The following is a 13,661-nucleotide window of genomic DNA, read 5'->3' on the forward strand; positions in this document are numbered from 1 at the left end:
CGGTTTTCGCCTCGCTCGGGGTCTCCTCGTTTTCAGTGCAATAAGTGACGGTACGCAAAGCTAGCACTGGCGCGGGGGTGGTCTGTGTTGAATCACGAGCAAAACTGAGCCAGGCGTCACGTCCAAAACTGAGCCACTAAGTTGACGAAGAAATGGACTGTTCGGATGTGGATAAGTCTACTGCGTGATCTGTCTGGGGTGCTCCTTTGGCCGTTTTGGTTCGTGTGGCTCTGATGATCGAAGACGGTTGTGCAGTCGAGTGCCTGAAGCGCCAGCTCTGGTTGCCGGTTTCGACGATGTGGCAGTGATGGGTGAGTCGGTCGAGTAGCGCGGTGGTCATCTTGGCGTCGCCGAACACGCTGGCCCACTCCGAGAACGACAGGTTGGTGGTGACGACCACGCTGGTGCGCTCGTACAGCTTGGACAGCAGGTGGAACAGCAAGGCCCCACCGGCTTGACTGAAGGGCAAATAGCCCATCTCGTCGAGGATGACGAGATCCACGTACATGAGCCGATGTGCCAGTTGCCCGGCCTTACCTTGAGCTTTCTCGGCCTCCAGCAGATTGACCAGCTCGACGGTCGAGAAGAAGCGCACCCGCTTACCATGTGCACGGATGGCATGAACGCCCAGGCTTGTGGCAAGGTGTGTTTTGCCCGTGCCTGGGCCGCCCACGAAGACCACGTTGTGGGCTGAGTCGATGAACTTGAACTCGTGCAGCTGACGCACCAGCGCCTCGTCCACTTGGGCCTGATCAAAGGCAAAGCCAGCCAGATCGCGGTGGTGAGGGAATCGGGCCACCCGCATCTGGTAGGCCATGGAGCGCACTTCCCGGTGCGCGCCCTCGGCCTTGATGAGCTGATGCAGAAGGGCTTCGTGGTCGAGCGATTTGAGCCGGGCGATGCCCAGCAGTTCCGGCCAGGCACTGGCCATGCCGTGCAGGCTCAAGCCCTTGAGGCTTGCTGCGATGTCATTGGACATGGTCATCCTCCTGGGACTGGCGCAGGCTGTCGTAGCGCGACACGTCGGCCTGAGGCGGCTCGTGCAGCGTCAGTGAAGGCAAGGCTGCTTCAGGCAGGCTTTGCACGGCTTGGGGCTCCTTGAGCCTGGCCAGCACGTTGAGCACATGGTCGGCACTCACGCGGCCCGATTGCAGCGCCAACTCCACGGCCACCAGCACGTCATCGAGCCCGTGCAGGGTGATGGCCATGAGCACCTGGGCCATCACCCGGTCGCCGCCAGGGTGGCGAAGCAGGTGCGCTTGCAGGGGCGAAGCGACGTCTGTGCACTGCCGTTCGGCATCAACATCATCACCTTAATCGCCTTTGTTTTCCTCGTACTTTACCCAGCGAAATTCATCGGCGAGGCACAGGGATTGACCGGGGATGATGTCGCTATCTTTGCTTGGCGGGCCGGTATACTGGCTTGTTTCGTCTCGGGGCTCATCGAGTTCTTCGGCAGTTTCGTGGCGGAGAGTATCCGTCGATTTACGCCACGGGCTGCGCTGCTCGCACCCGTTGGAGGCATTGGCCTCTGTTTCCTTTCGATGGACTTTTCTTTCGTGCCTACGCCTCTCCGCTTCTCGGGCTCGTCACACTCGGTGTCACATTTCTGTTCTATTTTGGACGGCTTCGCATCAAGGGTGGGATCCCTTCCGGCCTGATCATCCTGGTGACCGGCACTGGCCTAGCGTGGATGCTCCATTTTGTCCAAGGCGCGCAGGTAGTCCCGGTCGGAAACCTCGCTGATGCCCGCCTCGCTTTCTATCCGCCAGTTCCTGTGTTGGGCGATCTGGTCGCTTCGTTCTCGATGCTTCCCCTGTTTCTGCCTGTAATTCTCCCCATCGGATGCATCAGTGTGATCATCTCCTGCAAAACATTGAATCTGCGACGGCGCCGGGGATCGCTACCCGATGCTGCCTTCAATGCTTTATAATGGCGTATCGTCGATTCTCACGGGCGCGTTCGGCAGCCCGTTTCCGACGAGCATCTACATCGGGCACCCGGGTTGGAAGGCGATTGGGTCGCGAGTGGGTTACTCTGTGCTCAATGCGGTGTTCGTATCTATTCTTTGCCTGACAGGTCTAAAAATAACCTATGGAACACACGAAATTTGAATCAAGCATGCTGCAGATCGCAATCGAGGAGGCGGAAGCAAGTTTCCTAGAGGAGGCCTTCCCATCGGATCGGTACTCGTCCACCGCGGCAAGCTGGTCTCACGCGGACGCAATCTCCGGGCGCAGACCGGCAGCACTCTCCATCACGCAGAAATGACTGCGCTCGCCAACGCCGGTCGGCAACCGCCGGAATTTTATCGAGAAACTGTGCTCTACACGACGCTTTCGCCCTGTCCAATGTGCACAGGAGCGATGATCCTATATGGTATTCCCAAGGTCGTGATCGGCACCCCAACCGTTCGCGAGTGGGGTGAAGATCGTCTGCGGGAGCTAGGAGTCGAGGTCGTGCACACCCGCAGTGAGGCCTGCGCGGAACTGCTCTCCCGTATGATCACGCAGCAGCGTGAGCTGATCCGGGAAGATGGTGGCAATTTTTTTGCGCAAGCAGGGGTGTGACCGCCATGTACAATGCGGCCAAACTCGGTAGTGAAGCGGTCCACGGTCTTACGAGGCTTCAGAAAATTCCTTTCGATGAGGATCTTATTGAGCGGGTAAGGGCAGCTCGCGGAGGCTCGCCGCGCAACACGCGAGTGTCGCGTGCCATCGACTTGATTTGACGATTGAACCAGCTTCTGTCTTTCGCCCATGACTGATCGGGCCACGGCTAGAAAACGAGTACTGGGCGGCTAGCTTTGCGGAATTTAATCTGATTCACCTATGGATACGTCATCGCTTATAAAAGTGGCGCAGTCTGGGCCGGACGATGTAGGGGCGCTCGACCGAGCGCTTGCGGCGGCGGTATCCCTCACAGGAAGATCACGGGTATTCTCGGGAAGACGGAGGGTAACGGCTGCGTCAACGACTACACGCGGATTCGCCACAGCAGCCCTGCGGCACTATCTGCAGCAATTCATGGAGATGACTGCGGTGGATGCTGTGCCGATCATCATGTCGGGTGGCTGTGAAGGAGTGATTTCTCCTCATCTCACTGTATTCTTTGACGTTGATGTGCCCACGGATAGGAAATTCAACCGCATGAGGCCAAGTATGGCACGAGTTTTGGGCCTCGAAACACGTTCGGCCAAGGAAGGTTGAGCGCTCGCTTGCCGCTCAATGGCAAGAGCTTGGGAGGCAGTATGCATTTGGGCCTGGCGCGCGTGCAGCTGCTTCCCCGCAGCGATGGATACCGCCGCTTCACTGGGTCACCAATTGACGCGCTGGTCTACCTCGTCGGGTTGAGCTGCCAGATCCCAATCCGGCTCGCCTTGCGCACCATCATCCACCGGCGCGTCGCAGCCCTCCCACAGCGGTGGCCCGCGTGCCGGGGTGATGTGCGGGGGGGCAGACTCCACCCCGATGTGGTTCAGGATGTGGCGGATTTCGGCGCTGTGGGTGATGAAGGCAATGATGCGCATCTGCCCACCGCACATGGGGCACAGCAGCGGAAATGCCTCGTAGATGCGGGCAATCAGCACCGCCCACAAGTAATGCGCCGCTCGCTTCGGGCGTGCTTCAGGTTCGGGTGTGGGTGTGGCCGCGTTGCCCGGCGCCGCCACCCCAGGTACGCCCGCGCCAGGTTGTGCAGTCTCCACCGTGGCTGGTTGCGACGCAGCAGGCTGGGCCAGCGCCGTTACCGCCGCTCTCAGCGGCGAGTTTGGTGCCAGCACACCAAAGTAGCGGTGCCGGTGGGTGCGTGGCGGTGGCACCAGCGCGGCGATGCGGTCGATCAGTTCCAGCGGTGTGAGGTGCAGCTCATCTGCCTTGGCACCACGCTTGTCACTGGTGGGCTCGCTGCGCTGTTTGGCACAGCGGTACACCAGTTTGCTTCCCTCTTTGCGTAGGCGCTCCATGGAAAACGGTGGACGCGCGCAATAGCGCAGCAGCCGCTCCAGCGCAGCGCGGTCGTGGGCTTCGATGCAGACACCGGCGTCCACCGAGAAGCCGCTGTGTTTGTAGCCCAGCATGTCTTTGGCGTCACAGTTCTCCAGCAGGCCCCGAGCAACGAAGGCGCGCAGGATGCGTTTTTGCAGTGTGGTCTGCACTGGGGCCACGGTAGCCGCATCGATGCCGGTGGCCGCGTGAAGATGACACCCGGCGATGAGATTCGAGGGGTCGCATCAGCATCGCCCTCGCCCTCCACTTCCTCAAACACCCCGTCCACCACACAAACGTGGAAGTGGACGTGTTCATTGAGCTGGAGCCGATCGGTGAATGAAGGCGATGGCACCGATGTGCAGGCCTGCCTTGTCCATATGGGCCGCACCGGGGCTGTGGGTCTGCAGAGTTTGTGCGATCACCCGCAGAAGATGCGCAGCACCATGCTCAGCACCGCTCCGTCGCGTTGCATGAAGTACCGCAACCTCTTGGGCACGGAGAGCACCCACTGGCGCACCGGCAGGCGGGGAATACGTGATCGTTCAGGTGCGCTGCTGTCTCCACCATGCGCCGGGTGGTGCACGAGGGCAGACTCCCGGCCTTTGCAGGAGAAGGCTACAAAGTAGTCGTGCCCACAGTCGCCGCAGCGAGCGCGGGCAAAGCCATGGGCAAAGATGCCGCACTCAAGATACTTGGCAAACGCTTTGCGCACGAAGGGCTTGGGGGTGTGGTGGTCGCCCTGGCCGTCGAACTGACCCGCGCTGGCCAACTCTAGCCAGGTCTCGTAGTGCTCGGCTACCGTTTGGTACAGCAGCGTGCGTTCGGGGTGGCGTGGGTTGTAGAGCTTGGGCTTGGAAGTGGCTGACATGAATGCTGTACAAATGCACAGTATTCTGCGGCGATTGTTTGGGTACGCAAAGCACAAGGCCCGAACCGTCGCCAGTTCGGGCCTTGTCAGGGTAGCTTGGCTGCGGACTTACTTGCGCGCAGGCGGCACATCCGTGCAGCTGCCATGCGCCACTTCCGCCGCCATGCCGATGCTCTCGCCCAGCGTCGGATGCGGGTGGATGGTCTTGCCGATGTCCACTGCGTCCGCACCCATCTCGATAGCCAGCGCGATCTCTCCGATCATGTCGCCCGCGTGGGTGCCGACCATGCCACCGCCCAGGATCTTGCCGTGGCCCCGGCCAGCATGGCCGTCTCCTGATCCTGCTTCGGGGCTGTCGTCGAACAGCAGCTTGGTGAAGCCTTCGTCGCGGCCGTTGGCAATGGCGCGGCCGAGGCCGTCCAGGGGAACAGGCCCTTCTTGACCTTGATGCCTTGGGCCTTGGCCTGGTCTTCCGTCAGGCCCACCCAAGCCACTTCAGGGTCGGTGTAGGCCACGCTTGGGATCACGCGGGCGTTGAAGGCGGCGCTTGCCAGCTCTTTGTTGCCTTGCAGTTCACCGGCAATCACTTCTGCCGCCACGTGTGCCTCATGCACCGCCTTGTGCGCCAGCATGGGCTGGCCCACGATGTCGCCGATGGCAAAGATGTGCGGCACGTTGGTGCGCATCTGGATATCGACGTTGATGAAGCCACGGTCCGTGACGGCCACGCCAGCCTTTTCAGCAGCGATCTTTTTGCCGTTGGGCGTGCGGCCCACGGCCTGCAGCACCAGGTCGTACACCTGTGGCTCGGGGGCGGTGCCGCCCTCTTCCGCTGGCGCGAATGTGACCTTGATGCCTTCAGGTGTGGCCTCGGCACCGACGGTTTTCGTCTTCAACATGATGTTGTCGAAGCGCTTGGCGTTCATCTTTTGCCAGATCTTGACGAGGTCGCGGTCGGCGCCCTGCATCAGGCCTTCCATCATCTCCACCACATCCAGGCGTGCGCCCAGGGTGCTGTACACCGTGCCCATTTCCAGGCCGATGATGCCGCCACCCAGGATGAGCATGCGTTTGGGCACGCCGCTGAGCGCCAGCGCGCCGGTGGAATCGACCACGCGCGGGTCGTTGGGCATGAACGGCAGGCGCACGGCCTGGCTGCCAGCGGCGATGATGGCGCGCTTGAAGGCGATGACCTTCTTGGTGCCCGTCTTCTCCTGGCCCGTGCCGGTGGTTTCTTCCACTTCGAGGTGGTTGGCGCCGACAAAGGCACCGTAGCCGCGAACGGTGGTGACCTTGCGCATTTTGGCCATGGCGGGGTCTCCTCGTTTTCAGTGCAATAAGTGACGGTACGCAAAGCTAGCACTGGCGCGGGGGTGGTCTGGGTAGACCGTTGATTTCATTGACTTTCCTGTTCGCTTTGTAAACGGGTATGGTGGCCTCCCACTTTTGAGGTTCACGATGCAGGGTTGGCACACAACGTTTTTGGGGATGCGTGGGCTCCCCCGCGATATCAGCGACTTCGAGATGAAGGCATTTTTCACCTTCGATGGTGCCGAGCGCGACGCAATCAATGCACGCCGAGGTGATTCCCACAAGCTTGGTCTGGCGCTCCATATTGGTTTCCTGCGCATGAGTGGGCGTTTGCTCGGTGCCTTTCGGGTAATTCCAGTAGCCTTGTGGCGCCACCTTGGCAACGAGCTTGGCATTGCAGCACCAGAAGTCGCCTCGCTGAGAGCCATGTATGAACGCGGGCGCACGCTATTCGATCACCAACAAGTAGCCTGCACGGTCCTTGGATTCCAGTGGATGAGCGAGCACCAGCGCCGCTCACTGGTACGTGAACTGCGCGACGAAGTGGCGCGCTGCGCCGACCGCGATCAGCTACTCGTGCGGGCGCGTCAATGGCTGTACAAGAACAAGCTGGTGATCGTGCACGAGCGGGCAATTCGGACACTGATTGCGGCGGCACTTGCCCAGCTTGAAGTTGAAACAGGCACCGCCATCGCCGCCAGCGTTGATCCAGCAACACTTGATCGCTGGCGAGCCTCAGTTTCAGAGCTGCGCCCAGATGGACAAACCCAGCAGAGTTGGCTATGGGCTGCACCGGCGAAACACTCAACCCGCCAAATCAGCGAGGTACTGGAGCGCATCGACCTGCTTTACACGCTGGACGTTCATAAGCACCTGGCAGACATCCCCGATCTCATCTTGCGCCGCTACGCGCGCCGACTTGTCTCCAGGCCGCCCTCAGCCGGAGCCAAGATCAAAGAGCCAGCGCGCACCGTGGAGGTCGCATGCTTTCTTCGGTATTGCCTGTTCACCACCACAGACCAGTTGATCCTTATGGTGCAGCGCCGGATCGCCGATCTGTGGCGTCAGGCTGCCGCCGATGTCCCCGCTACCGTCAATTGGGCCGCAATGTACAAAACGCTGCTCGGCGAACTTGTTGCCTTGAGCGCGCAAGGTGCGGTGCCAGATGCTGAGTTGCGTGCCCGTCTTGAAGCCTTGATCACCGAAACCCAGAAACGCAAACCACCGAGCAGGGCCTCCCTGGTCCGCGAGGGATTGATTGATGGAATTCGCCCCGTGCGGTCGTTGCTCGTCGCCATTGCAAAGCTGCCCTGGCAGGCCACCGGCGAGCATCCTGCCATCGAGTACCTTGCCAAGCTGCAAGCTTTATATCTCAAAGGATCCAGAAAGCTGCCAGTTGAAGTGGTGGCACCAAGTCTGGGAATGATCTGGCAGGTTTCGATCTCCAGCCCAGACCGGGAACACACTCAATCCGGAGAGGCAAGAAATGCAGTTGAACGAGGCTGCATAAAAACACGGTCTACACGACAACTACGTTGACAAACACCGGTGTTTCGTGAAACCATGCCATCAGACAGGTTTACCAGAAAAAGGGAGATACCATGAGCCACACCGCCACACCTACTCTTTACACCGGGTTTCACCAGCTGGTCACCGGGGATGTCGCGGGCACGGTGCTTAATGGCGTCGATATTCTGGTGAGAGACGGGAGATTATTGGCCTTGGCGGATCTGCCCGAACTCTGGCCCCAATTGGCGTTGGCCAGGAACAGGGTGTTGAGGTGGTGAACTGCCGGGGCTGACCGCCTATCCGGGGCTGATCAACACCCATCACCATTTTTCAGGCCTTTGTCCGCAATCTTGCCCCCTCGACTGGACCCAGCTTGATGTGCTGGCCTGGCTGCGCAAGATCTACCCGGTGTTTGCCCTGGTGGATGAAGACTGCATCTACCACAGCACAGTGGTGTCCATGGCGGAGCTGATCAAGCACGGCTGCACCACCGCGTTTGATCACCAGTACAACTACAGCCGCCGGGGTGGACCCTTTCTGGTGGACCGCCAGTTTGATGCCGCTAACCTGCTGGGGCTGCGTTTTCACGCCGGGCGCGGCTGCATCACCCTGCCGATGGCGGAGGGCAGCACCATTCCCGATGCCATGCGGGAGAGCACCGATACTTTTCTTGCCGATTGCGAACGCCTGGTGAGCCGCTTTCATGACCCGCGGCCCTTCGCCATGCAGCGGGTGGTGGTGGCGCCCTGCGGGCCGGTGATTGCCTACCCGAAACCTTCGTCGAGTCTGCCCGTCTGGCCCGCCACCTGGGGGTGAGCCTGCACACCCATCTGGGGGAGGGGGAAACCCCCGCCATGGTGGCCCGTTTTGGCGAGCGCAGCCTCGACTGGTGCGAAAACCGGGGCTTTGTCGGGCCGGATGTGTGGCTCGCCCACGGCTGGGAATTCACCGCAGCGGACATCGCCCGCCTTGCCGCCACCGGCACCGGTGTTGCCATTGCCCGGCGCCGGTGTTTCTGGTGGGTGCCGAAGTCACCGACATTCCCGCCATGGCGGCGGCAGGTGTGCGGGTGGGCTTTGGGGTGGATGGCCACGCCTCCAACGACAGCTCGAACCTCGCCGAGTGCATCCGCCTTGCCTACCTGCTCCAGTGCCTGAAGGCCAGTGAGCGCCAGCATCCGGTGCCAGCTCCCTATGACTTTCTGCGCATGGCCACAGGGTGGTGCGGATTGCCTCAACCGGCCTGATCTCGGCGCCCTCGCCGTGGGCAGGGCTGCGGATTTCTTGCCGTCGATCTGAACCGGATCGAATACATCGGCGCCAACCACGATCCACGGAGCCTGCCCGCGAAAGTGGGTTTTCCGGCCCGTGGACATGACCGTGATCAACGGCAAGGTGGTGTGGCGCAACGGTGAATTTCCGGGCCTTGATGAAATGGAGCTGGCCCGGGCTGCGGACGGGGTGTTTCGCCGGGTGATTTACGGCGATCCTTTGGTGGCAGCCCTTCGACGGGGCACCGGTGTCACACCATGCTGAGGCCGGTGATGAGTTTCTTGAGCAAAGGTTTATTGCCTCGGGTCTACCATAACCCCGTAGAGTGCCATGGATGCATAGTAGTGGGTGATGAAATAGGCGACCAGATCCCGGTCCACCGGCGCGCCTTTTTGCTGTTCGGCAATGTCGAAATACGGCCCCAGAACTTTTTTGTACATGTCGACCCGGGCATCGAAACTGATAAGGCTCAATTTTTTCAGGTAGCTGGTATTGGCGGCGCTGAGCTTCTGGGCAAGGTCACTGGTAAAGAAGTGGTGCAGGTAATCTGTCACCACATCCAGCCGGTTTTCCGCCGAAGGGTTTGCCTCTATGGCATTTTGCAGGCCCGATTCAAATTCGCTTCTGATCTTTAAATAGATGCTGGTCAGGATTTCTTCGACAGTGCTGAAGTGGCGGTACAGGGAAGTTCTGGAAATGTTTGCCAGCTTGTAGATCTCGGTCATGGTGATGCCGCTTTCACCCTGTCGCAGGGTGAGTTCAAGTGCCGCAGCAATGATTCTTTTCCGGGTTTCAAGAGCTCTGGTGCCTGGTTCTTTGGTCATGTCATACCGTCAATAATTCAGAAGAGCGCAATGTTCGAGCTTGACTGTTCGAGCTTGACTATTCGAGTTTCAATGTTCGGCCTGGCGAGCCAGGCATGGGCAGCCCTGATCATGGAGAGCTCTCGATAACTCGATAATGCGCAGCTCTCGATGATAACCAGCTCTCGATGATAACTAGCTCTCGATGATAGGCAGCTCCCGATCTGCATGGCAATGGTTGCGATGCACCGGATCTTGCTACGGGACAGGGATGTTTTCACTGGCGGAGGTCTTGCAATACCAATCCGTTGCAAGACCAATCTCCTTGAAGACCAACCCGGTGATGGCGAGGGATTATCCGGTAACTGCGGTCACAAAGCCAAGGCCCACAGTCACAACGCCTCGGCTCATAGCGGCGGCAGCAGTACGTAGTAGGCGCCGAGCACCACGGCAAGACCGTAGGCGATGGGGTGTACCTGGCGGGCGCGGCCGGTGATCACCATGGCGATGGCGTAGACGATCAGCCCTATGGCCATGCCATCGCTGATGGAGGTAACCGCCATCAGGATCAGGGTCAGGGTGGCAGCGCCGCCGGTGATGACATCGGAAAAATCGATGCGCGCCACTTCCACGAACATCAAGAGGCCAATGAACACCAGTGCCGGGGCCGAGGCCTCGGCGGGAATGATAGAATCAGCGGGTTCAGATACAGGGCCAGGAAAAGAACAGGCCCACGAAAATGGCGACAAGGCCGGTGCGCCCGCCACTTTCGATACCGGCGGCGGATTCGCCGAAACAGATGGCGGTGGAGGTGCCCGCCAGGGAGGCGCCGATGGCGGCCATGGCATCCGCCGACAGGGCCTCGGTCGGCTTCAGCATCGCGCCCTGGTCATCGACAAGACCGGCCCGCTGGCACAGGGCGTTCATGGCCGCGAGGGAGCTGAACAGGTCCATGAACACCAGGGACAGCATGGCTGGCAGGGCAATGCCGAGATGCGACCACAGATAGCCAAAATCGAGCGCCAGCCACAGGTCACAAAAGCCTGTCGGCTGGGCCAGGGCGGCGCTCGGCATCAGGTCAGGGAACCTGTGGCTGTGGGGATAAAAAGCCGATGGCGGTGAGCAGTATGATGGTGAGAATGATCGCCCGGGCACCCGCCGGGCCATGAGTCCCATGACAATCGGGATGCCGGACAGCGCCAGCAGCACCGTGGGTGCCGTGACCACGCCGATCTGCACCAGGGGAGGGCCGGGGCCGCCACCACAATGCCCGCCGTTTTGAGGCCGATGAACATGATGAAAGACCGATGCCCGCCGTCAGCGCCCGGCGCAGGGCATCGGGGAAGGCATCGAGCAGCAGCCGCCGGATGCCGGTGAGGGTGAGGACAAGAAACACCCGCTCCAGAACACCAGCCCCAGCGCGCCCTGCCAGGGCACGCCAAGGCCAGAATGAGGGTGTAGGCCACCAGTCCATTGGCGCCCATGCCGGGCGCCACGGCGATGGGCAGATTGGCCATGAGCCCCATCAGAATGGAAAAAACCCCCGCCACCACGGCGGTGATGGTGAGCACCTGGGCTCTGTCCATGCCGGCATCGGACATGATCAGTGGATGCACCACCAGGATGTAGGACATGGTGGCAAAGGTGGTCACCGCCGCCAGCAACTCCCGCTGCACGGTAGTGCCCCGGGAACTCAGTTCGAAAAAGCGGTCCACCCGCTCCATCGGGGTAGGCATGGGGTAGGGGTGCAGTCGGGCGCGGCGGTATCAGCAGACTTGTTCAAGGGCAGCCTCGGGAGCAGTGGCAGCAGCGGATGGTTTGAAAACCTGTCCAAATGGTCTGCAAATTGCGTACCGACGGCTGTTGTTCCGCTTTGATCTGTGCCAGGACAAGGGTTTGTGCACATTGTTCAGACTGTGATTGTCTGACCTGTTGTAAAGGATCAGACGCCAGACGTTGCACGTTAGACGCTGCACGTCAGACGTCGAACGCAACCGCAGTGCACCGGGCCTCGGCAGGATGCTCTTGCATTCGTGTTGCGTGTTCACGTCAGACGTCAGAACTGCCATGGCCCATGCACAACAGTGCTGAAGGGTTCACGGATAGGAAATTCAACCGCATGAGGCCAAGTATGGCACGAGTTTTGGGCCTCGAAACACGTTCGGCCAAGGAAGGTTGAGCGCTCGCTTGCCGCTCAATGGCAAGAGCTTGGGAGGCAGTATGCATTTGGGCCTGGCGCGCGTGCAGCTGCTTCCCCGCAGCGATGGATACCGCCGCTTCACTGGGTCACCAATTGACGCGCTGGTCTACCTCGTCGGGTTGAGCTGCCAGATCCCAATCCGGCTCGCCTTGCGCACCATCATCCACCGGCGCGTCGCAGCCCTCCCACAGCGGTGGCCCGCGTGCCGGGGTGATGTGCGGGGGGGCAGACTCCACCCCGATGTGGTTCAGGATGTGGCGGATTTCGGCGCTGTGGGTGATGAAGGCAATGATGCGCATCTGCCCACCGCACATGGGGCACAGCAGCGGAAATGCCTCGTAGATGCGGGCAATCAGCACCGCCCACAAGTAATGCGCCGCTCGCTTCGGGCGTGCTTCAGGTTCGGGTGTGGGTGTGGCCGCGTTGCCCGGCGCCGCCACCCCAGGTACGCCCGCGCCAGGTTGTGCAGTCTCCACCGTGGCTGGTTGCGACGCAGCAGGCTGGGCCAGCGCCGTTACCGCCGCTCTCAGCGGCGAGTTTGGTGCCAACACAAAGTAGCGGTGCCGGTGGGTGCGTGGCGGTGGCACCAGCGCGGCGATGCGGTCGATCAGTTCCAGCGGTGTGAGGTGCAGCTCATCTGCCTTGGCACCACGCTTGTCACTGGTGGGCTCGCTGCGCTGTTTGGCACAGCGGTACACCAGTTTGCTTCCCTCTTTGCGTAGGCGCTCCATGGAAAACGGTGGACGCGCGCAATAGCGCAGCAACCGCTCCAGCGCAGCGCGGTCGTGGGCTTCGATGCAGACACCGGCGTCCACCGAGAAGCCGCTGTGTTTGTAGCCCAGCATGTCTTTGGCGTCACAGTTCTCCAGCAGGCCCCGAGCAACGAAGGCGCGCAGGATGCGTTTTGCAGTGTGGTCTGCACTGGGGCCACGGTAGCCGCATCGATGCCGGTGGCCGCGTGAAGATGACACCCGGCGATGAGATTCGAGGGGTCGCATCAGCATCGCCCTCGCCCTCCACTTCCTCAAACACCCCGTCCACCACACAAACGTGGAAGTGGACGTGTTCGTGAGCTGGAGCCGATCGGTGAATGAAGGCGATGGCACCGATGTGCAGGCCTGCCTTGTCCATATGGGCCGCACCGGGGCTGTGGGTCTGCAGAGTTTGTGCGATCACCCGCAGAAGATGCGCAGCACCATGCTCAGCACCGCTCCGTCGCGTTGCATGAAGTACCGCAACCTCTTGGGCACGGAGAGCACCCACTGGCGCACCGGCAGGCGGGGAAAACGTGGTCGCTCAGGTGTGCCGCCGTCTCCACCATCCGCCGCGTGGTGCACGAGGGCAGACTCCCGGCCTTTGCAGGAGAAGGCTACAAAGTAGTCGTGCCCACAGTCGCCGCAGCGAGCGCGGGCAAAGCCATGGGCAAAGATGCCGCACTCAAGATACTTGGCAAACGCTTTGCGCACGAAGGGCTTGGGGGTGTGGTGGTCGCCCTGGCCGTCGAACTGACCCGCGCTGGCCAACTCTAGCCAGGTCTCGTAGTGCTCGGCTACCATTTGGTAGAGCAGCGTGCGTTCGGGGTGGCGTGGGTTGTAGAGCTTGGGCTTGGAAGTGGCTGACATGAATACTGTACAAATGCACAGTATTCTGCGGCGATTGTTTGGGTACGCAAAGCACAAGGCCCGAACCGTCGCCAGTTCGGGCCTTGTC

General features: G+C 60.9%; 12 protein-coding genes and 5 pseudogenes. 6 read left to right on the top strand and 11 right to left on the bottom strand.

The features are described from left to right. Positions 1-136 precede the first annotated feature (136 nt). Positions 137-979, bottom strand: a complete 843-nt coding sequence (istB, locus tag IG197_RS35850) for an IS21-like element ISAav1 family helper ATPase IstB (protein ID WP_019372643.1) — start codon at positions 977-979, stop codon at positions 137-139. Next, a pseudogene (locus tag IG197_RS35855) lies at positions 969-1,265 on the bottom strand (IS21 family transposase); the annotation flags it as partial. The gene istB and the pseudogene IG197_RS35855, both read right to left, overlap by 11 nt. Here IG197_RS35855 and IG197_RS35860 point away from each other — a divergent pair. From IG197_RS35860 to IG197_RS35870, 3 genes are all read left to right on the top strand, one after another. Then, positions 1,242-1,661, top strand: coding sequence for a hypothetical protein (locus IG197_RS35860; RefSeq protein ID WP_192321905.1), 420 nt, complete (start codon positions 1,242-1,244; stop codon positions 1,659-1,661). The pseudogene IG197_RS35855 and the gene IG197_RS35860 sit on opposite strands and share 24 nt — an antisense overlap. Before the next feature lie 546 nt (positions 1,662-2,207). Then, positions 2,208-2,570 carry a nucleoside deaminase gene (locus tag IG197_RS35865; RefSeq protein ID WP_371746641.1) on the top strand — a complete coding sequence of 121 codons (363 nt, stop codon included), beginning with the start codon at positions 2,208-2,210 and terminating at the stop codon, positions 2,568-2,570. A 261-nt stretch (positions 2,571-2,831) separates the two neighbouring features. Further along, positions 2,832-3,209 (top strand): ring-opening amidohydrolase, encoded by a 378-nt coding sequence (locus IG197_RS35870; RefSeq protein WP_246765566.1) that lies wholly within the window; start codon positions 2,832-2,834, stop codon positions 3,207-3,209. Positions 3,210-3,316: 107 nt separating this feature from the next. On the opposite strand, the gene IG197_RS36590 is transcribed toward IG197_RS35870, so the two are convergent. The 3 genes and pseudogenes from IG197_RS36590 to IG197_RS35880 form a co-directional block, all read right to left on the bottom strand. Further along, a complete protein-coding gene (locus IG197_RS36590; protein WP_256441302.1) occupies positions 3,317-4,156 on the bottom strand; it encodes a transposase in 840 nt (279 codons plus the stop codon). A 251-nt stretch (positions 4,157-4,407) separates the two neighbouring features. Further along, positions 4,408-4,857 carry a transposase zinc-binding domain-containing protein gene (locus IG197_RS36595; protein WP_246765567.1) on the bottom strand — a complete coding sequence of 150 codons (450 nt, stop codon included), beginning with the start codon at positions 4,855-4,857 and terminating at the stop codon, positions 4,408-4,410. A gap of 108 nt (positions 4,858-4,965) precedes the next feature. Next, positions 4,966-6,179: pseudogene (locus IG197_RS35880) on the bottom strand (NAD(P)/FAD-dependent oxidoreductase); the annotation flags it as partial. Between the two features lie 136 nt (positions 6,180-6,315). Here IG197_RS35880 and IG197_RS35885 point away from each other — a divergent pair. From IG197_RS35885 to IG197_RS36605, 3 genes and pseudogenes are all read left to right on the top strand, one after another. Beyond that, positions 6,316-7,629: pseudogene (locus IG197_RS35885) on the top strand (Tn3-like element IS1071 family transposase); the annotation flags it as partial. A gap of 140 nt (positions 7,630-7,769) precedes the next feature. Then, the gene (locus IG197_RS36600; protein WP_246765568.1) at positions 7,770-7,955 is read left to right on the top strand and encodes a hypothetical protein; all 186 of its coding nucleotides are present in this window, start codon (positions 7,770-7,772) and stop codon (positions 7,953-7,955) included. 7 nt (positions 7,956-7,962) lie between these two features. After that, a pseudogene (locus tag IG197_RS36605) lies at positions 7,963-9,212 on the top strand (amidohydrolase); the annotation flags it as partial. Positions 9,213-9,241: 29 nt separating this feature from the next. Here IG197_RS36605 and IG197_RS35895 read toward each other — a convergent pair. The 6 genes and pseudogenes from IG197_RS35895 to IG197_RS36620 all read right to left on the bottom strand — a co-directional run bounded on the left by IG197_RS35895 (position 9,242) and on the right by IG197_RS36620 (position 13,573). Then, entirely contained in the window at positions 9,242-9,772 is a 531-nt protein-coding gene (locus IG197_RS35895) for a TetR/AcrR family transcriptional regulator (RefSeq protein ID WP_192321907.1), read from the bottom strand. Between the two features lie 386 nt (positions 9,773-10,158). Next, positions 10,159-10,407 carry a hypothetical protein gene (locus IG197_RS35900; protein ID WP_192321909.1) on the bottom strand — a complete coding sequence of 83 codons (249 nt, stop codon included), beginning with the start codon at positions 10,405-10,407 and terminating at the stop codon, positions 10,159-10,161. Between the two features lie 46 nt (positions 10,408-10,453). Continuing rightward, positions 10,454-10,990: a hypothetical protein gene (locus tag IG197_RS35905; protein WP_246765573.1), complete on the bottom strand. Its 537-nt coding sequence runs from the start codon at positions 10,988-10,990 to the stop codon at positions 10,454-10,456. 263 nt (positions 10,991-11,253) lie between these two features. Further along, positions 11,254-11,487: pseudogene (locus IG197_RS37080) on the bottom strand (NCS2 family permease); the annotation flags it as partial. 550 nt (positions 11,488-12,037) lie between these two features. Beyond that, the gene (locus IG197_RS35915; protein WP_256441303.1) at positions 12,038-12,955 is read right to left on the bottom strand and encodes a transposase; all 918 of its coding nucleotides are present in this window, start codon (positions 12,953-12,955) and stop codon (positions 12,038-12,040) included. Positions 12,956-13,123: 168 nt separating this feature from the next. After that, positions 13,124-13,573: a transposase zinc-binding domain-containing protein gene (locus IG197_RS36620; RefSeq protein WP_371746634.1), complete on the bottom strand. Its 450-nt coding sequence runs from the start codon at positions 13,571-13,573 to the stop codon at positions 13,124-13,126. Positions 13,574-13,661 lie beyond the last annotated feature (88 nt).

Source organism: Aminobacter sp. SR38, from assembly GCF_014843375.1.
GTDB classification, from domain to species: domain Bacteria; phylum Pseudomonadota; class Alphaproteobacteria; order Rhizobiales; family Rhizobiaceae; genus Aminobacter; species Aminobacter ciceronei.

Excerpts from the sequence above, each read along its gene's own strand:
- IG197_RS35870 (WP_246765566.1), top strand. The coding sequence starts at position 2,832 with ATGGATACGTCATCGCTTATAAAAGTGGCGCAGTCTGGGCCGGACGAT.
- IG197_RS35915 (WP_256441303.1), bottom strand. The coding sequence starts at position 12,955 with ATGCTGATGCGACCCCTCGAATCTCATCGCCGGGTGTCATCTTCACGC.
- IG197_RS36620 (WP_371746634.1), bottom strand. The coding sequence starts at position 13,573 with ATGTCAGCCACTTCCAAGCCCAAGCTCTACAACCCACGCCACCCCGAA.
- IG197_RS36595 (WP_246765567.1), bottom strand. The coding sequence starts at position 4,857 with ATGTCAGCCACTTCCAAGCCCAAGCTCTACAACCCACGCCACCCCGAA.
- istB (WP_019372643.1), bottom strand. The coding sequence starts at position 979 with ATGTCCAATGACATCGCAGCAAGCCTCAAGGGCTTGAGCCTGCACGGC.
- IG197_RS36600 (WP_246765568.1), top strand. The coding sequence starts at position 7,770 with ATGAGCCACACCGCCACACCTACTCTTTACACCGGGTTTCACCAGCTG.
- IG197_RS35895 (WP_192321907.1), bottom strand. The coding sequence starts at position 9,772 with ATGACCAAAGAACCAGGCACCAGAGCTCTTGAAACCCGGAAAAGAATC.